Here is a 19,687-nt window from a genome sequence, read left to right on the forward strand (position 1 = left end):
ACACCGCCCGTCATCAGTGACAACGACTCACCGCCGGTAGCTGTAAATGCTCGTCACGAGGGCCACCACTGAGGCGACACACATCGCTATCCGTAGAGCCGCGAGCGGGGGTTTCGCCTTGCGCTGCCTCACATCGACGATCATCGCGGATATGAGAACCCCGAAGAGCACTCCGGTGAACAAGGTTGCCATCACGTCTGCCGTTTCAGGGTTAATCGCTCACTGACACCATCTTTACGGATGTCAGTATTCCACACTCACAAATTCACGTGAAGCCTTGAAGGGAGCCCTTCTCTTCCCCCACGCCCACCTCGATCGTTACATGTAGTGTCGATAGAATTCATCCTCTGCCTTCTTGGCCAGCATGGCTGCGGTCGCAGCAGCAGCCGCCTCTGCCCGTCTGCCCAGGTAGCCAACGACGAGATTCCTGACACTACTTCCCGGGACCGCGCCAGCCGAAGCTCCCGCCGTGCCCTGCGCAATGTATCCCGCTGCCTCGTCAGTGTCAGTTGAACCAGGGTGACTGTATTGCCATGCACTCACGCCAACTACGGATCCGGCAATGAAGACACAGGCCCCTGCTGCCGCAACACTTGCGATCGCGATCCCGCAACCGACGCCTGCAAGAACACCCACAAGGGTGGTCTTATGGTTTTTGACCCACTCGACAGAACCGTCCCATGCGTTCTTGGTCATTTTCTTGACCCAGCCGCCAAACCCGTGACCCCAGAACCCCGAGTTCTCTCGCTGCTTCTTCTCAGCCTCCCTTTTCGTTTCGGCGTCTCGCTGAACGCTCTCCTTATCGAAAAGGATGCGGCCACCATTCGAACTCTTGCAGTCAGGGTCTTTGGAGCAGGCCCGCTGCACGCGCTGCTTGGCAGCCACGTACGACGGAGCCAGGGTCCCACCCGCGACCTCAACCTGGTACTCGTAGTTCGCTCCGAAGCCCGTCACCTTGGTCCCGTGGCTGCCGGTCTCGCAGGTGTACATCCCGCTCCGGCACTCTTCCGTCTGCGTACCCGTAGGGTCCGAGAAGCTGACCGGGTTGTTGTTGCTGTACGCGTACGGGTTGAACTGGCGCGGATCGTCACTAACGAACAGCGGGTCGACCGAGATGAAGCGGCCGAGCAGCGGGTCGTAGTCTCGGGCCCCGAGGTGGATGAGGCCCGCGTCCGCGTCCTTGGTACCGCCGACGAAGCCCTTGTCACCGGCCCACAGAGCGGCTTGATCACCGCGCGCCGCACCGAAGATCGTGGACTTGCGCCGCGAGACGGTCTGGGCACTGTCCGCCGTGATCTGAGTGGTGTTGGTGCCGTGCGGGTCGGAGACCAGGAAGGACAGCTTGCCGCCGGAGCGGGCCGCCATCGTCTTCCCGCCGACGCTGTAGTAGCGCGTACCGGTGACGGAACCCGTCTTGGTGAGGAGCAGTTCGTTGCCGTCCGGCAGGTACAGCGTGGCCCCGGTGGAGTCCTTTCGCTCCAGGCGCTGGCCCTCGGTGTCGTACAGATAGGAGCTGGCGGCCCCGTTCTGCGTGACCGTGGCCAGGTGCCCTTCGGCGTCCCAGGTCAGGCTCTGGGGTCCCGCGGTGGCGGTGGAGCGGGACGTGGTGTTGCCCGCCTTGTCGTAGGCGTAGGTCTCCTCGTGCGGGTTGGTCCCACTCTGCGTGACCTTGGGCAGATCGTGCTTGCCCGCAGTCGGCGCCCCGTAGGCGCGAACCGTGTCGGCGACCGGCCCGGAAGCGGTCTTGTGCTGCGTCTCCGTCTGGCGGTTGCCCAGCGCGTCGTAGCTGTATGACGACCAGTAGGCGTCCGGACCCCCGACCGTCGCATCCGACGGTGCCGTGGAGCAATCGGTCTTCGCGGTCCACGCGTTCGTGATCCGCAACAGACCGTCCATGGCGAAGCACTGGTTGTCCGTCGTGCGCGTCGCGTCCTGGCCGTAGGACGTCGAGATGGAGGTGACGTTCCCGGTTTGGTCGTACTTGTAGTGGCTGTCCTCCACCCGCTGCGGTGCGGTGTCCTTGTCGACGTACGTGTCCGTCAGCGCGCTCGTGTGGTCGTCGTAGGCGTTCGAGAGGGTCACCTGCTGCCCGAACGAGCCGTACTTCTCGATGGTGCCGCGCCCGTAGTAGTCATAGGTGACGTCAGCCAGCAAAGGGTCACTGCCGGCCCCCACCATCTTCGGCTGACCGGAATTCGCGTCGTACTTGGTGGTGACCGTCTCGGCCGGCAGGTCGCCCAGAGCGGGCTGCTTCGTCCACAGCTCCTTACCGGTGTTGAGGTCGTACGACGTCGTCCACTTGTAGGTGCCGGCCAGCGCGCCTTCGGCCGCCGGGATGGTCACCTGGGTGTTCACCGGCTGGTTGAGCGAGTTGTAGCTCGTGATGGCGGTCTCGTAGGCCTGGCCGTCGACGTACCTCGTGGCCTTGGACAACTGCCCCTTGGCGACGGTGTCGTACGTCCACGACGACAGCACGGTGGTGCCGTTCTTCAGCGCCGTCTTGCGACCGAGCGCGTCGTAGTCGGTGTGCAGCGTGACACCGCGGGCGTCGGTGACGTCCGTAGCCCGGTCGCCCTGGTCGAAGGTCGTCTTGACGGTGCCCTTGTCGGGGTCGTCCGTCTGGATTTGGCGACCCCGGACGTCATAGACGTACGTCCACTTGGCGCCGGAAGGGTCGGTGACCTCGGCGAGGCGACCGAGCTTGTTGTAGCTGTAGGTGGTGGACTGGGAGTGGGTCCGTGCCGCGTCCGTGTATTCCTTGAGCTCGGTCTTGCGGCCCAGCGCATCGGTCACCGTGGTGCTGGCCACTCCGCCCTGGGGCGGAACGACGGTGGTGGTGTCGCCGGTGTAGCTGGTGGTGGTCCGCTTGGTCTCGTCACCGAACTTCTTGAAGATGACGGCCGTTGGACGGCCGGCGCCGTCGTACTCCGTGTCGGTCGAAGCCGGGTACTTCAGCTCCTGGCCGGTCACCAGAACGGGCTCGGCACTGCCGTCGGCCACGTACGTACCCGAAGAGCGCCAGGCCAGGCCGCGCGTGTCGTACAGCGTCTCGGTCACCAGCCTCTTGGCCGAGGCGGTTCCGAGCGTCTCACGGGACGACTGCTGGGTCTGGACCGGTCGCAGCATGCCGTCGTAGAACGCGTAGCTCGTCTTGTACTTCGCGTTCTCGTCGAGCGCCTTGGTCGTGACGACGGTCGGACCGTCGTTGCGGATCAGGTAGTCGTATGCGTAGTTGGGCGAGTCCGGGTAGACGGCGGCCGAGCGGGTCGGCAGCCACACCTTGGCCAGACGGCCCAGCGCGTCGTATGTGGACGTCGTGACCTTCCCGTTGGCGTCCGTGCTCTGGGTGGTCTGTCCGCGCAGCGGGTCGAGGGAGGCCGTCACCACATGCCCCAGGGTGTTGGTGACCGCCTTCTTCGTGGGCACCTCCCCCGTGGCCGGTGTGTACGCCGTGCTCGTGGGCTTCCCGTAGGCGTCGGTGGAGCTCAGTTCGCGACCGTAGATGTCGTAGCCCGTCACGGAAGTGACCGTGTCGTAGCCGTCACCGCTGCCGCTGATCCGCTCACTCTTGGTGATGTCCCCCTGCATGGGACCAGCTCCCAAAGCACCGTTGTCGTAGTACTTGCGCACGTCGTCGACGACGTCGCCGGTGCCGGGGGTCGTGCCGCACGGAACGGCGACCGTCCGGGTGCGGGAGATCGCGTCAAGGATCCACTTGTCCTTGTTGCGGGCGTACTCGGTGGTCACGCACTTCTCGTCACCGGACTTGTCCACATCGCCGGTGTCCGACTCACTGGTGACCATGCCGTACTCGTCGAAACCACGTGTGGTCTTCGTCTTCCGCACTCCGCCGGTGACCGTGGTGCGCTTGGTCTCTTCCGAAGTGCCGGTGAAGCGCGCCGTGAGGTCGGGCAGACCGGTGCGGGGCCGGGAAGCGGTCACGTCCGAGCGCCACGGCGTGTACGAGGTGGCGGAGACGAGCTTGCTGGTGTCGTCGCCGTTGTAGGTGGCCTCCTCACGCTTCATCCCGGCGAACTCCGGCCGGTCCGTGACCGCGTCGCCGGCCGAGTCCTTCACCGCAGCGCCGTCGAGGCCCCGGAAGTACCGCTCCTCGGACAGCGTCCTCGCGTCGTTGGCGGCGCCGGTCCGGGCCTGCACCCGGCCGTAACCCCGTGCGACGGAATAGCCGCGATCCTCCGCCTTCGTGAACTCGTCGGTGTCCTTGGCCCAGGCCGCGCCGTCGAGATACGAGTAGGAAGTGACCTTGTCGGGGGTGGATGCGAGGTTGTCGCCCTCCAACACCTGCGTCACCACATAGGAGTTGAACCAGTCCTGCTTGGCCGTCTCGCCCTCGAACGCCCACTTCACCGGGTAGCAGCGCGTGGTGTTCGTAGCGTCCGCCGGCGGCAGAGTGGAGGCCGTGCAGTCGGGGTCGGAGTAGGTGACCGCTATGGTCCCGCCGGACTCCGTCGTGATCTGGTAGAGCCGCAGCCGGACGAAGGGCGCCAGGCCGTCACCCAGCTTGTCGACCCGGTTGGGGCGCTGGACGCCTGCGAAGGTGACGGGCGGGAGGGAGACCGATGCCCCACTGGCGTCGAAGCCCGTCCGAGTGATCGACTTCAGCCACATCGGCGTGGAGATGCCGTCGCCGGCGGCCGGATCCTGACCCGGTTGGCCCGTGGGGAAGTCCTGCTTCAGCGCCCAGGAGTCGACGTTCTTGTAGGCGCCGCCGGTCAGCACCTTGGTCGTGATCGTGGCGAGCCGCTTGCGCGACCAGAAGCTCGGCGCGTACTGGGACTTGCACTCCGTCGCGCCGTCCTTGCAGTACAGGTCGAACGGTGTGTCGGGCCAGTTCTTGGCGTTCGTCTCGTCGAAGCTGGCACAGGCTGTCAAGCAACGCTCGGTGACATCGAACTTGACCTGCCCCATGGCCCTTGCGCTGTACACGCTGTCCGCGCGCAGACCGTAGTCGATGTGGTCCAGCCAGCCGCCGCGCACATAGCTCGTGACGGTGGACTTTCCTGTTGTGTCCGAGACGTTGCGCCCGTAGTTGTTGGTCTCGGTGTTCCAGTAGTACGCCATCGCGTCCCCGTGAGGATCGACGACGTAGTCCAGTTGCCAACGCCAGGCCTGCTGGCACCAGGCCGACGCGAAGCTCGCGTTGTAGCAGGGTTCACCGGGCTGGTTGCCGAACACCGGTACCGTCCAGGCAGAGTTGGTCGCCGGCGTCGAGGCGTCCTTCCACCCGGGCAAGTGGTTCAGGCCGAAGAAGTACTGGGTGCCGTCGGCCGTGGTGACCTTCCAGTGTTCCCCGTCATTGTCACCGTTGCTCGCACCGGTGAGCTTCTCGATCTTCGCCCCGGACTCGTCGGAGGCGTGCCAGCCCCCCTTGTCCTTGTCGTAGACCAGCTCGGTCGACTTGCCACCGAGTGACATGGTGGCGTTGTCGTTGAACCAGCACTCGTCACCGACCTTGGTCGTGTTCGTGCCGCCGGTCTTGTCGTCGTCGCACGACTTGTAGCGCCGCTCGATGAACCCCGGCGCCCAGTCCCAGCCGTCACCCAGCCACGAGGTCTGGTTGTTCGAGGCCGCCGTACGGCCGTCAACGGACTGCGAGTTGTAGCCCAGGGACACCGTCGGCTGAAGCCCGCCCGGGACGGAGGGCACGTTGATCGGGTAGTTCCAGTTGAACGCGCCCGACGAGCCGCCACCGGTCCACGAACCGGACGCCTGCAAGGGAGTTGCCTTGTAGTCTCCGGTCGGACCGACAGTCTCGGCCGTCGCGGCCAGGACCATGGGCCCGGCCGAGTTGGCGCTCTGCGCGGTCAGTGCCTTGCCGTGGCCGGACGCGGGCGCCGAGGAGACCGTGACAGTCGCGCTCAACGTGTTCGTCTTGATGTCGTTCGTGGTCGCAACCGGCTTGGTGACGCGGCACTTGGCCTCTTGCGGAGTGGTCAGCGCGCACTCCGGGAGCTCGACCAGCCTCAGCCTGGTCGCCCAGTCCCCGCCGAACGCGCCTTTGAACGAGGAGTAGTTGACCTCGACCCGCGCGGAACCCGACTTGGCCTTGCCGTCAACTGGAGCGACGGAAAGCAACAGGCCGTCCACACCCGCTCGCTGTGCGGCACCACGGTCCGTCACCGACACCTTCAGCGGCCCCGAGGCGGCGCGGCCCGCGGCAGGCGCTGTCACCGAGACGGGCAGCCCTTCAGCCTTCGTTCGCCCCGCCACGGCGGGATCGACCACGGCCGAACTGGCACTGGGCCACGACACCTTCGGTGACTTCCACGGATGCGCCGCCGCTGCGTCAGGCCGCGACGTGCCACCCGACTCAGCCTTTTTCACCGGCACGGCCGCAGGCTGTTTCAGCGACGGTTTCGGTAGAGGGGAATCTCTTCCTGCCGCAAGCGCCGATGCGGCCGGAACTACCCCCGCTATGACTGCGGCGGCCACAGTGACCGCCAGTGTGCGCACGCCGAACAGGCCCACGCCCCCACCCCCTGCACAATTTACGGAATCAACCTCCGGACCTTAACAGGGCATGTAAAGAGGCCGCCCACTTTCAATTACAGGAACCACATTCAAATAGTTGGATATCTCGGGCGTTTCCGTCATGAATCTCCGACCGGTGCGTGGAGGTTCGGTGAACCCCCAGGTGAGAAGGGGTCACCAGCGGTGTCCCTGTGTATCCCCTTTGTTCCGTCTGCGGGATATCAAACAACTTGGCCGAGGTGGGCGATTAACCACCTGTATGAGACTGCGGAATTCCCGTTCGTTGTCAGCGGGACGCTATATGGTCTTCTTTGCAGTTCCCTTGGAAGTGAAGGATGGGTGGGGTGTACAACACGACGCGAAGAAGAGGGCGACCGGGAGGGCCACCGCAAATGCGAGTGGTAGCTGTCGCTCTAATAGCAGGTCTGATTTCATCCGGTCTCGTTGTGCTGCCGACGACGGCAGCGGCACGGCCGGCGGTCGCGGCCGACCCGGATCCGGTGGCCGACGGTTCCAAGAGCGCAGAGGACTTCGCCCTGGAAAGGGCCAAGGCGACTGGGCAGCCGTTCGAGTTGACGTCGGCGCGTACGGAGTCCTCGGACACCTGGGCCCTGCCGGACGGCACGTGGTCCTTGAAGCGATACGGGACTCCGGTGCGCATGCTGCGCGATGGAGCTTGGGTGCCCACGGACGCGACTCTGGCGTTCAAGGCGGACGGCAGCGTCGCACCAAGGGCCGCGACCGTCGCCGTCACGTTCTCCGGCGGCGGCACCGGACCGCTGCTCTCAGGCGTGAAGGACGGCCGGACCCTCACCCTGACTTGGCCGAGCGCTCTGCCGAAGCCTACGCTGGCGGACAATGTGGCCACCTACTCCGAGGTGCTGCCCGGCGTCGACCTACAGCTCAAGGCAGAGGTGGAGGGCTTCTCACAGCTCCTCGTCGTCAAGTCCGCGGAGGCAGCCAAAAATCCTCAACTTGCCTCTCTGAAATACAAGTTGGACACGGTCGGACTGAATGTCTCGACCGATGAGCAAACAGGCTCGATCACGGCGGTCAACCCGGCCGGCCAGACGGTCTTCACGAGCCCCACGCCGTTGATGTGGGACTCCACGACCACCAGCTCCGCGACTGTCCCGCAAGGAGCCAAGTTCGCCAAGTCCACGCTCTCGGCCACGGATACGGCACCCGACGCTCCAGCGACCGTCTTCGACCCCGCACCGGGCGCGAAGGACGCGCAGATGCCGACCACAGTCTCCGGGGACAGTCTGGAGATCAAACCGGATCAGGCGCTGCTGACCGATGCAGGCACCAAGTACCCCGTCTTCATCGACCCGACCTGGGCCTGGGGCCAGCGACAGAACTGGACGCGGGTCTACAAGAAGTATCCGAACACGTCGTTCTGGAACACCAAGGACGTCGTCCGCGTCGGTTACGAGGCGGAGACGAACGGCCTGTCCCGGTCCTTCTTCCAGATGGACACGTCCAACATCAAGGGCGCCCAGGTCAAGTCGTCGACGTTCCGTGTCAAGAACACATGGTCCTGGTCCTGCCAAGCACGGCCGGTAGAGCTGTGGAGCGTCGGGGCGATCTCGTCCAAGACCACGTGGAACAACCAGCCCGCCCGGGGCACCAGGCTGAACACGGTCAACGAGTCCAAGGGCTGGAGCAAGGACTGCGCGGCAGGCAACCTGGAGTTCGACGCGACGGCCAAGGTCAGGGAGGCGGCGAGCAAGAGCTGGAGCAGCCTGAACCTCGGTCTGTACGCGGGCGACGAGGGCGACACGTTCGGTTGGAAGAAGTTCGACGCCAAGACCGCCACCCTTGAGACGGTCTACAACAACCCGCCGAAGACACCGAGTGCTCTGGGCACCAACCCCAAGACCTCGTGCTCGGCAGGCGGTCTCATCGGCAACACCAGGATCAGCCTGTACGCGACGATCGACGACCCGGACGCCGGAAACCTGACGGCCCAGTTCCAGGTCTTCAAGGCGGGGGCCACCACGCCCACGATCACCCAGTCGATCCCGGCCGCGAAGGGCAAGGTGGCAACCTGGTCGGTCCCGGACGTCAACCTGCCCACAGGGGACTACACCTGGAAGGTGCAGGCCAAGGACCCCGACGGTGCAACCTCCTCGTGGTCGAACGCCTGCAAGTTCTCCGTGGACCGCACCCGGCCCTCCAAACCCCCGGTCATCGCCTCCACCCAGTTCCCCAGCGGTGAAAACGGCTGGCCCACCAATTCCGACGGCAGTTCCGCGACCGGCAAGGCCCGCACTCCCGGCACGTTCAGTTTCGACGCCAACGGCGTCACCGATGTCTCCCGCTTCACCTGGTGGACCGACTACGAGCCGACTCCTGTAGAAGCCACCCCCGGCGCACCGGTCACCGTCCAGCCCCCCGGGTACGGTCCTCACTTCGTCTACGCCTACAGCGTGGACAAGGCGGGCAACCGGTCGGACACCACCACCTACATCTACTACGCCTCGCGCTCGCAGGACCGCGACGGCCCGAACGATCTGAACGGCGACGGCAACAGCGACATCTGGAACATCGACTCCAACGGAACGCTGCTGACCTACGCCGGCCAGGGCAACACCCAGTTCTCCACGGCGGCGAACGGTGGCGGTTCGTTCGACGGCGGACAGGTCACGGCACGGGGTGACTGGGGTCAGGACGGCTACAACGATCTCGTGGCCCTTCAGTACGACTCCACGGAGAAGCGGAAGGTCCTGCGGGCCTACCCCAACAACGGCCAGGGCGTCGTCCGATCCGATCCCATCGGCCTGTCTGTCGCATGTCCGGTCAAGGACGCCGACCTCGGCTGCGACTTCGGACCGGACTGGACCGGCGACGACCACTGGTTCGACGCGGACCAGATCATCGCCCCCGGAGACATCAACAACGATCCCCAGCACAATCCCGACCTGCTCGTCAAGGAAGGCAAGCAGCTCTGGGCGTACTACGGCAGCAGGGCCGCGGACACCCTCGACAACGACAACGGCCCGGTGCTGGTCGGCAACGGCGACTGGGACAAGTACACCGTTGTGGCCCCCGGGGACCTGAATGGTGACGGCATCGTCGACCTGTGGCTGCGAGACAACGCCACCGGTGACGTATTCCGCAGTGACGGCCGTAAGGGTGCCAACGGCAACCTCGACCCCACCACCTGGGGCGACGCGGCGAATCGCGTGAAGATCGGCGCGGGTTTCACCGCCGCCGCCTTCCCCTCCATCGGCTCTGTGGGCGACATCACCGGTGACGGGCTGCCCGACCTCTGGGCGCGCAAGACCGACAACTCCATGATCGGCTGGCCCGGCAAGGTCCCAGCTGGTTCGTCCTACGCCTTCGGCGACAGCTTCATCATCGACGGCATCACCGGTGGATCCCGCATCCCGGCCGGAACGACCCTGTCGAGCGGGAAGTCCTTCGCTTCACGGTCCGCCAAGCTGACCATGCAGGACGACGGCAATCTGGTCATCTCCTCGGTCGCCAACAAGCAACTGTGGTCGACCAACACCGCCGGCAACCCCGGGGCCACTGCGATCGTGCAGAGCGACGGCAATGTCGTCGTCTACAAGGCAGACGGCATCACCAAGTTGTGGGAGACGAAGACGGCCGCTCCCGGTGGCTACGCTCTCTTGCAGGACCGCGGCAACCTGGTCGTCTACAACGTCAAGAGCCAGTCCCTGTGGTCCAGTGGCTCCGCCATCCGACACGATTACAACGGCGATGGACGCAGTGACATGGCGTCCTGGTACACCTATGGCGACGGGCACTCCGCGTTCCAGACGTTCCTCACCAACTCCGACGGCACGTTCAAGCAGCCCTTCTCCTCGTACAGTTCGGGCGTGGGCTCCTGGAACGTGAACAGCATGCGGTTCACGACGGGCGACTACAACGGTGACGGCCGCGGGGACGCGGCGATGACGTACGACTACGGAAACGGGCTCATGAAGGTGTACACCGCCTTCGGCAAGCCGGACGGCGGATTCCAGTTCCCCGTCCTCTCCTACACGTCGGCGAAGGGGAGCTGGTATGTCGGGAGCATGACCTTGGAGTCCGGGGACTTCAACGGCGACGGCCGCGACGACCTCGGTATCTGGTACTCGTATTCGGACGGATCCGACCGGCTGTTCACACTGACCGCGGACGTCCGCGGTGGCTTCAACTCGCCCTTCGGCGGCTCAACGATGCCGGCCGGCTGGTGGGACGCGAAGCACGCCAAAGCCGTGACCGGCGACTTCAACGGCGACGGCCGCGACGACCTCGCCGCCTGGTACGTCTACGACGACGGCACCGCGAAGGTCTGGACGTACTTCGCCACGCCCACCGGCGGGCTGGACGGTGGCGTCGTCTCCTACACGAACGCGAACTGGGCCGATCTGAACCGGATCGACCTTCAGGCCGGCGACTTCAACAACGACGGCGTCGACGATCTGGCGCTCTGGTACGACTACGCCGACGGCCATGACGGGGTCGCCACCTACTTCTATGACGGGAAGCACGGCGGCAAGATCACCTCTTCCGCCACAGCTTGGCTCTCCGCGGCCGGCAACTTCGACCACAACCACATGAGACTCACCACCGGCGACTTCGATGGTGACGGCCTCGATGACATCGGCGCCATGTACGGCTACAGCGACGGCACGTCCAAGATGCTCACCTGGATCACCAAGCCTGACGCCACCCTCAACCATCCTCTCGACGGCTACACCTTCACCACCCCGGCCTCGTGGAGCTTCGCGGCCAACACCCTGCTCAGGCCGTACAACTGACCTGTAGCGCGCTATGAAGGGCCCCCTGCCCGGACATCCGTCCGGGCAGGGGGCCCTTCGTTGTGCGGGGCGGGCGGAGAACTACACCCGCCGGAACCGCAGCGTCCGCAGTTCGAACGGGCGCAGGGTGACCGGCACCGGCCCGTCCGTCGGCTGCGGTTCGGCGAGGGGGCGTTCGAGCAGATCGGTGACCACCACCTCGGTCGTGGCGAAGCCCGGGGTCAAGGTGGCGCGGGCGCGGCCGCCGTGGGCTTCGTGGAAGCGGATCACCACGTCCCCGCTCCCGTCGTCCGCCAGCTTCACCGCCGTCACCACCACGGCGTCGTTGTCGACCTCGATCAAGGGGGAGACCGGCCCGGCGCCGAGCACCCCGCGCCCGGGGAGGTTCACCGCGTAACCCTCGCGCACCGCATCGGCGATGGTCGCGCCCGGGATCAGGGCGTGGTGGAAGCGGTGCGCGCCCTGGTCGGTCTCGGGGTCGGGGAAGCGGGGGGCGCGGAGCAGGGAGACGCGCAGGGTGGTCGTGGTGCCCGCGTCCGGGCGCACCGTGCGCGTCACGTCGTGGCCGTATGTCGAGTCGGTGACCAGGGCCACGCCCCAGCCCGGCTCCTCCAGGTGCACGAAGCGGTGGTTGCACGCCTCGAACTTGGCCGCCTCCCAGCTCGTGTTGGTGTGCGTGGCCCGGTAGAAGTGGCCGAACTGCGTCTCGGACGCGTACCGCTCGGCGTGCACGTCCAGCGGGAAGGCCAGCTTCAGGAACTTCTCCGTCTCGTGCCAGTCCACCTCGGTGAGGATGTCCAGGCGTGAAGTCCCGGGTGCGAGGGTGAGCAGCTGGGTCACCTTGGAGGCGCCGAACGAGCGCACCACCCGCACCGAGGCGCCCTCGCCGGGTGTCACCTCGTCCGCCTCGACGAGGTCCGTCACGGTGTTGCGGTAGAACGCGTCCACGTCCCAGGCGTCCCACATGTTGGGGAAGTCGGGGTGGAGCTGGAGGAGGTTGGCGGGGCGGTCCGGGGCGATCGTCTCGCGGGCCGCGCCGATGTCGTACGCCGAGACGACCAGGCCCCGCGCGTCGATCTCGACCCGCAGCCGTTCGTTGGCGAGGACGAAGCCACCGTCCGGGCGGGCCGACAGCTCGGCCGCTTCCTCGGCTTCGGCGACCGCCGCGCCGCCCGCCGCCACCGCGTGCCGCGCGTGCGGGGCCGCGTTGAAGACCAGGGGCTGGGTGCCCTGCCCCGCCAGCGCGCGCTGGGCCTGCTCGATGAGGGCCGTCAGCTCGGCCGCGACCGCCGCGTACGTCTTCTCCGCCTCCCGGTGCACCCAGGCGATCGACGATCCCGGCAGGATGTCGTGGAACTGGTGGAGCAGGACCGTCTTCCAGATGCGGTCCAAGTCGGCGTAGGGGTAGGCGAATTCGGGCTCTCGGACCGCCGCCGTCGCCGACCACAGCTCGGCCTCGCGCAGCAGGTGCTCGCTGCGCCGGTTGCCCTGCTTCGTCTTCGCCTGGCTCGTCAGGGTGGCCCGGTGCAGCTCCAGATACAGCTCGCCCACCCACACCGGCGGGTTCGCGTACTCCGCCTCCGCCTTGGCGAAGAAGTCGGCCGGGGTCTCCCAGACCACCCGCGCGCTGCCCTCCAGGTCCCGCAGCCGCGCCGCCTTCGCGATCATCTCGCGGGTGGTGCCGCCGCCCCCGTCGCCCCAGCCGGTGGGCGCCAGCGAGTGCCGGGCGACGCCCTTGTCCTTGAAGTTCCGGGCGGCGTGGGCGATTTCGCTGCCCTTCATCGCGCAGTTGTAGGTGTCGACCGGCGGGAAGTGGGTGAAGATCCGGGTGCCGTCGATGCCCTCCCACTGGAAGGTGTGGTGCGGGAACTTGTTCGTCTGCGACCAGGAGATCTTCTGCGTGAGCAGCCACTTGGAGCCCGCCGCCTTGATGATCTGCGGCAGGCCCGCGGCGAAGCCGAAGGTGTCCGGCAGCCACGCCTCGTCGTTCTCGATCCCGAACTCGTCGAGGAAGAACCGCTTGCCGTGCACGAACTGGCGGGCCATCGCCTCCGAGCCCGGCATGTTGGTGTCGGCCTCCACCCACATGCCGCCGGCCGGCACGAACCGGCCGCCCTCGACCGCCTTGACCACCTTCGCCCACACCTCGGGCCGGTGCTCCTTGATCCACGCCCACTGCTGGGCCTGGGACATGGTGAAGATGAACTCGCTCTCGTCGTCCAGGAGCGCCGTCATGTTGGACGTCGTACGCGCCACCTTGCGCACCGTCTCGCGCAGTGGCCACAGCCAGGCCGAGTCGATGTGTGCGTGGCCGACCGCGCTGATCCGGTGCGCCGAGGGTTCGGCGGGCCGCGCCAGGACATCGACCAGACAGGCGCGGGCCGCCTCAGCCGTGCCGCCCACGTCCTGGAGGTCGAGCGCGTCGAGCGCCCGGTCCACCGCGCGCAGGACGTCGTGGCGCCGGCCTGAGTCCACGGGCAGCTCCGCCATCAGCTCGCCCAGCACCTCCAGGTCGATGACCAGGTGCCACACCGTCTCGTCGAAGACCGCGAGGTCCATCCGGGCCAGGCGGTACAGCGGGTCGCGGTGCGCGGTCTCGATGTCACCGAGCCGCGTCGGCACGAAGGGGTGGTAGTCGAGCAGGACCGGGTTGGAGGCGGCCTCGATGTGCAGCACGACCTCTTCGCCCCCCTCGGCCGGGGCGCCGACGCGTACCCACTGGTTGCGCGGGTTGAGGCCCTTCACCGGGGTGCCGTCGGGCCGGTAGACCAGGCCCTCGCACTGGAAGCCGGGCATGTTCTCGTCGAAGCCGAGGTCGAGGAGTGCCTCCACCGTTCTGCCCGCCCACTCCCGCGGTACGGTCCCGCTCACCCGGAACCAACTGGTGCCCCAGGGCGGGCCCCAGGGGTCACCGACCGCGGCCGGCGTCACCGGCGCGGCCAGGCCCTCCGCCACACTCACCGGCTCCCCCGGCGCGTTCCAGACGGCGACCTCCAGCGGCACCGACTCGGGGTACACGGCGGGGCGGACGCGCTCGTCCAGAACGCGCTTGAGGCGGGCTTCGACCAGGCCGCGGTCGTCATGCATGAGGGGTGCTCCGTTTCGGATGGGGTGGGACTACCAGGGGTGGACGGCCGGGGCGGGGCCGGAGACCGTGTAGAGCTCCCCCACCGCCCGTACCTCGAAGCGTGCCGACTTCTCCCCCGGTTCGGCTACGGCGCCGGGCACGTAGTACGCGTTCTGGCAGGTGCCGCCGAGGAAGCGCCGGGTGCCGTCCGGCAGGACCCGGTGCAGCTCGTAGTGGCGTACGGGTCCGGGGGCGCCACGCCAGGTGAAGCGCAGCCCGTCCGTCCCAGCGGCTACCTTCAACCCCCTTGGTCGGGCGGGTACTTGGGGCTCGTCATGAACCGCGAGGGCGCCCAGGCGATAGTCCAGCGGGCCGGGGGCGGTGAGGCGTACGCCGATCGCCCGCACCGTGCCGGACAGGGCGGCGAGCGACAGACGCGTGGTGGTCCAGGCGCCCGCCTTCAGGGTGCCGGCGGGCAGATACCGGTACGGCTGGGGTTGGCCCGGCGCGGCGGGTTCCGCGGTGGCGACGGCGAGTTCCACGGTGACCGCCGCGGCGGCGCGGTGGGTGAGTTCGACGACCGTACGCCTCGACAACGGCAGCCGAGTGGCGTACAGGTCGAGGGTGACGGGCGCTCCCGGCGTCCCGGCGACCAGGACGCTGCTGCCGCCGCGCCAGGCGTCCGCGAAGTCCAGGGTGACGGTGGGGTGTTGGCCCTCGGTACGGGTGATCCAGCGGCGGGACGGGAGGCGGTCCTGGAGGCCCAGATGGTTCCACTGGGCGGGCGAGGTGACCCGGCCGCCGTCGTACCAGCGCAGTCCGTGCCCGGTGTTGAAGGTGCTGGCGAAGGGCAGTCCGCTCACCGTCGACCGGTCGGCGACGGCCGTGGCGGGGGCCCGCCAGCTCGCGGCGGGGTCGGGGCGCGAGGGGTCGAGGGTGGGGCCGGTCCAGAAGCGGTCGTCGGCCGCGTGGAAGTCGCCGGGCGTGCGGGTCGCGGGCAGGTGGTTGCGGGTCCACTCGGGCCGGTAGAAGCCGTACGAGACGGTGTGCGGTTTGTTCGTGGGCACGATGGCGTCCCAGTCCACGGGGGTGTCGTAGCCGCGGGACTCGACGTCCACGCCGGCCCACACCTCACGTCTTTCACGCCCCAGTTGTTCGGCCTTGGCGGCGGATGACGCCAGGGTCGCGGGCGACCAGCGGAAGTCGAGGAACATGGTGTCGGCGGCCTTGAAGAAGGCCTGGTTCCGGTCGTTGAGCGCGCCCTGCCAGCTCACCGAGCCGTTGGTGGTCATCGCGTCGTACCAGGTGACGCGCTGCCCCTCGGCCGCGCCGAGCCTCTTGAGCTCGGTCAGGAAGCCGAGCATGTCGGTGGCGAGGGCGGTGGTGCCGCCGTCGGTCTCGGCGTTGACGAACCAGCCGTCGAAGCCGTACGCGGCGGCGACCGCGACCAGTCTGGCGGCCAGCGGGTAGCGGCCGGCCGCGTCCTTCTGGACGAGGTCGCGGGTCCACTGGAGCTGCCCGCCGTAGGCGACCGGGGGCAGGAACACATTGCCGAGGACGGGCACGCCGTGCCGGTGGGCGGCGTCCACGATCGGCGCGTTGGGCGCGAGGATCAGACCCTCGCCCGAGGAGCCGCCCCAGAAGACCAGCTCGTCGATGTACGCCCAGTGCGTGAGGGCGTAGTAGTCGGCGGTGGCGGATCCCTGGGAGGGGTTGGCGGCGGTGGGGCCGAAGGAGACGAGGGACTGGATACGGGCCTGGCCGGCGCGGGCGGTCGGGTTCGCGGGGATGGGGGTGAAGCGGGGGGCGAGCGGCACGGACGCGGCGTTGAAGGCGAGGTCGGTGTCGGTGGCCGCGCGCCAGGACTTCAGCGAGCGCCAGGTGATGCCTTCACCGGGGGTGCCCGGGGGCAGCGAGTCCGGGTACCAGTAGGAGGCGTACGACTGAACTGCCTTGGGCGCGACGGAAGTTGCGGCCCGGGCGGGCAGTGCCGGGGCGAGTGCGGCCGCGGCGCCGGCGAGGACCACGGCGCGTCTGGTGGGGTGGTGGTGCACGGGGAGCCTCCTGGAGGCAGCGTTACCGGACCTGGTCGGGGGTGACGACGGCGGTGATGCCGCGGGCCGCGAGGTGCGCGGTGTCGTCGGCGCGGCTCGCGAGGACGGTGGTGGGGCGGGCGCCGTCGGCGGTGAGCCGGAAGAACGCCTCGAAGACGGAGCCGCCGGGGCCGCACCGCGAGCGGGCCGCGGGGTCGTCGGGCACGACCAGGGCGGTCGCACGGGGCGCGGGGACGTTAGCCCCCGCGCGCACGGCGGCCGCGGCCCGGGCGAGCACCCGGGCGGTGTCCTTGGGGCGGCGGTCGTTGGTCAACAGGCCTAGCCCGTATTCGAGTTCGGGGAAGTCGGCGAGATCGCGCGAGACGTCGTGGGAGCACCACCAGGTGATGCCCCACAGGTCGGGGCAGTCCAGGGCGTTGGCGACGGTGGCCTCGGTGAAGGCGGCGGCGTGCGCGGGCGGCACCAGCGGCGCCGGGGCGCCGACCTCCTGGAGCCAGACCGGGCGGCGCGGATCGCTCGCCCACGCCTTGGACAGTTCGACGAGATAGGCGGCGTGGTGCTCGCTGGGCACCGAGTGACGGCCGTGGCGCTGTGCGGTGCCGTTGAAGACCCACGAGTGCACGGCGGTCACCGCGCCGCGCCGGGCGGCCTGGGCGGGGGTGAACGGCATGTCGTCCTGGTACCAGCACGCGTCGTACTCGGCGTGCAGGTGCAGCTTGCCCGGGGCGCCCTCCTCGCAGGCCGCCAGCATCCGCCCGAGCCAGCGGTCGGTCTCGGCCTCGGTGGCCCGGTCGGGGTCGGGGTGGGGGCCCGCGGAGAACTGGTTGATCTCGTTGCCGAGGGTCATGCCGATGAAGTTGGGCCGGTCGGCGAGGGCGGCGGCCAGGGTGCGCAGATAGTCGGCCTGCCCTTCGACGACGTCGGGGTCGGTGAACAGGTTGCGCCGGTGCCAGGTCCTGGTCCAGGCGGGCAGGAAGTCGAAGCTCGACAGATGCCCCTGGAGTCCGTCGACATTGACGTCCAGGCCGCGCTCGGCGGCCGCGTCGGCGAGGTCGAGGAGGTGCTCGACCGCGCGCGGGCGTATGAGGGTGCGGTTGGGCTGGAAGTAGGGCCAGAGCGGGAAGACCCGTACGTGGTCGAGGCCGAGCGCGGCGATCGAGTCGAGGTCGGCGCGCACCGCGTCCGGGTCGTAGTCGAGCCAGTGGTGGAACCAGCCTTGGCTGGGCGTGTAGTTGACGCCGAAGCGCGGGGCTGCCATGGGGTGGACTCCAAGGTCGTTCTGCGGAAGGGGAGTTGGCGTCGTCGGCCGGGCGCGCTTCAGCCCTTGACCGCGCCCTCGCCGACCCCGCGGAAGAAGAACCGCTGGAGGCAGGCGAACATCACGATCAGCGGGGCGACGGCGATGATGGTGCCCGCGGCGACGATGCGCTGGTCGTTGGAGAACGTGCCGTGCAGGAAGTTCAGGCCCACGGTCAGCGTGAAGTGGTCGGAGTCGGAGAGCACGATCAGGGGCCACAGGAAGTCGTCCCAGGCGCCCATGAAGGAGAAGATCGCGACGACCGCGAGGGTGCCCTTGACGGCGGGCAGCGCGATGCGGGTGAAGCGCTGCCACACGTTGGCGCCGTCGACGACTGCCGCCTCTTCGATCTCGTACGGCAGGGCGCCGAAGGCGTTGCGCATCAGGAGCACGTTCATCGCGCCGATGCAGCCGGGCAGCACCACGGCGATCAGGGTGTTGTTGAGCTCCAGGCTCCGCATGGTCGCGAACTGGGCCAGCATGGTGGCTTCCATCGGCACCAGGAGGGCCAGGACGAAGACGAGCCCGGCGGTTTTCCTGCCCCGGAAGCGGAGGCGGGCGAGGGCGTATCCGGCCATCGCGGCGCCGATCACATTGGTCGCGACGTTGGCGACGGCCACCTTCACCGAGTTCAGGATGAAGTCCCAGACCGGGATGGTGTCGGCGACGTCACCGTAGTTGGCGAAGGTGGGGTGGGCGGGCAGCAGCCGGGGCGGTGAGGTGTAGATGTCCTCGGTGGTGCCCTTGAACGAGGTGGAGAGCTGCCACAGGAACGGCCCGATCATGATCAGCAGCACGGTCACGAGTGCCGCATACCGCAGGGCCGTGCGCCAGCGGGGGGCACGGGTGCGGGTGCGGGTGCGGGTCCGGTGGGGCCGGACGTCGGGGGCAGGGGCGGGGGCTTGAGCGGCGGCGGCCATCAGTCCTTGTCCTTACGGTCGGCCCGCAGCACGAGGAGCATCAGGACCAGCGTCAGCAGGAACAGCACGATCGACATGGCGGAGGCGTAGCCGGTGCGGCCCTGGAGGCCGGTGCCGGCCCGCTGGATGAGCATGACCAGGGTGGTGTCGGCGCCGCCGGGGCCGCCGGTCGGACCGGCGATCATGAAGACCTCGGTGAAGACCTTGAAGGCGGAGACCGAGGAGAGCGCGCCGACCAGGACCATCGTGGAGCGCACGGACGGCATGGTGATGGAGACGAAGCGGCGGATCGGCCCGGCGCCGTCCACCTCGGCGGCCTCGTGGAGTTCCCTCGGTACGTTCGCGAGCGCCGCCAGGTAAATGATCATGTAGTAGCCGAGGCCCTTCCACACGGTCAGGGCCATCGAACTGAGCAGCAGCAGCCACTGGTTGGACAGGAACGGCACCGGATCGACGCCCACCATGCGGAGCACGCCGTTGATGAAGCCGCGGTCGTCCAGCATCCACACCCACATCAGGGCGACGACCACCACGGACGCCACGACGGGCGTGTAGTAGGCGGACCGGAAGAACGCGATGCCGGGGATGTGCCGCTGCACCAGAAGGGCGAGGAGCAGCGGAAGGAACACCAGACAGGGCACGACCAGGACCACGTAGAGCGCACTGTTGCGCAGGGCGACCCAGAACTGGTCGTCGTCCAGGAGCGCCGTGAAGTTGTCGAGGCCGACGAAGGTGCCGGGGGTGAGGGTGCGGGCGTCGGTGAACGACTTCCACACCGTGGCGAGGAACGGGTAGAGGTTGAAGGCGAGGGTGATCAGGAGGCCCGGCGCGAGGAACAGCCAGGGGCTGAACGCCCGGTGCGTACGGCCGGCGGCGCGACCCGCGCGCCGCCCGGGGGCCACGGCGCGCGGGCGGCTCGCGGCCCCCTGGACGGCGACGGTCGAAGGAGAGGCACTCATCGCCGGGACCGCCGGGTCGGATGTGCGGGACGCATGCCCTGCCGGGACCGCCGGGTCGGATGTGCGGGACGCATGCCCTGCCGGGACCGCCGGATCGGGTGTGCGGGGCGCACGATCGGGTGC

At 68.1% G+C, this 19,687-nt stretch carries 8 protein-coding genes; 1 reads left to right on the forward strand and 7 read right to left on the reverse strand.

What is annotated here, in order from left to right:
• Positions 1-27: 27 nt before the first annotated feature.
• Positions 28-192, reverse strand: a complete 165-nt coding sequence (locus DWB77_RS37770; protein WP_162952520.1) for a hypothetical protein — start codon at positions 190-192, stop codon at positions 28-30.
• Positions 193-318: 126 nt separating this feature from the next.
• On the reverse strand, positions 319-6,192 hold the full coding sequence (locus DWB77_RS12205; RefSeq protein WP_246033503.1) for an RHS repeat domain-containing protein: 5,874 nt from the start codon (positions 6,190-6,192) through the stop codon (positions 319-321).
• Between the two features lie 746 nt (positions 6,193-6,938).
• Between DWB77_RS12205 and DWB77_RS38875 the strand changes: the two genes are divergently transcribed.
• Complete coding sequence (locus DWB77_RS38875; protein WP_246033504.1) at positions 6,939-11,267, forward strand: FG-GAP-like repeat-containing protein; 4,329 nt, start codon at positions 6,939-6,941, stop codon at positions 11,265-11,267.
• 81 nt (positions 11,268-11,348) lie between these two features.
• Here the strand turns inward: DWB77_RS38875 and DWB77_RS12215 are convergent, their stop codons facing one another.
• The 5 genes from DWB77_RS12215 to DWB77_RS12235 are packed head-to-tail and all read right to left on the reverse strand — an operon-like array spanning position 11,349 to position 19,564.
• Complete coding sequence (locus DWB77_RS12215; protein WP_120721294.1) at positions 11,349-14,354, reverse strand: alpha-mannosidase; 3,006 nt, start codon at positions 14,352-14,354, stop codon at positions 11,349-11,351.
• Positions 14,355-14,384: 30 nt separating this feature from the next.
• On the reverse strand, positions 14,385-16,388 hold the full coding sequence (locus tag DWB77_RS12220) for an endo-beta-N-acetylglucosaminidase (RefSeq protein WP_120721295.1): 2,004 nt from the start codon (positions 16,386-16,388) through the stop codon (positions 14,385-14,387).
• A 22-nt stretch (positions 16,389-16,410) separates the two neighbouring features.
• Positions 16,411-17,646 (reverse strand): glycoside hydrolase 5 family protein, encoded by a 1,236-nt coding sequence (locus DWB77_RS12225; RefSeq protein ID WP_120721296.1) that lies wholly within the window; start codon positions 17,644-17,646, stop codon positions 16,411-16,413.
• A 59-nt stretch (positions 17,647-17,705) separates the two neighbouring features.
• Positions 17,706-18,605 (reverse strand): carbohydrate ABC transporter permease, encoded by a 900-nt coding sequence (locus DWB77_RS12230; RefSeq protein WP_120721297.1) that lies wholly within the window; start codon positions 18,603-18,605, stop codon positions 17,706-17,708.
• Complete coding sequence (locus DWB77_RS12235; RefSeq protein ID WP_120721298.1) at positions 18,605-19,564, reverse strand: carbohydrate ABC transporter permease; 960 nt, start codon at positions 19,562-19,564, stop codon at positions 18,605-18,607. The genes DWB77_RS12230 and DWB77_RS12235 overlap by 1 nt, the downstream gene beginning before the upstream one ends.
• Positions 19,565-19,687 lie beyond the last annotated feature (123 nt).

This window comes from Streptomyces hundungensis, assembly GCF_003627815.1.
In the GTDB taxonomy this organism is placed as follows: domain Bacteria; phylum Actinomycetota; class Actinomycetes; order Streptomycetales; family Streptomycetaceae; genus Streptomyces; species Streptomyces hundungensis_A.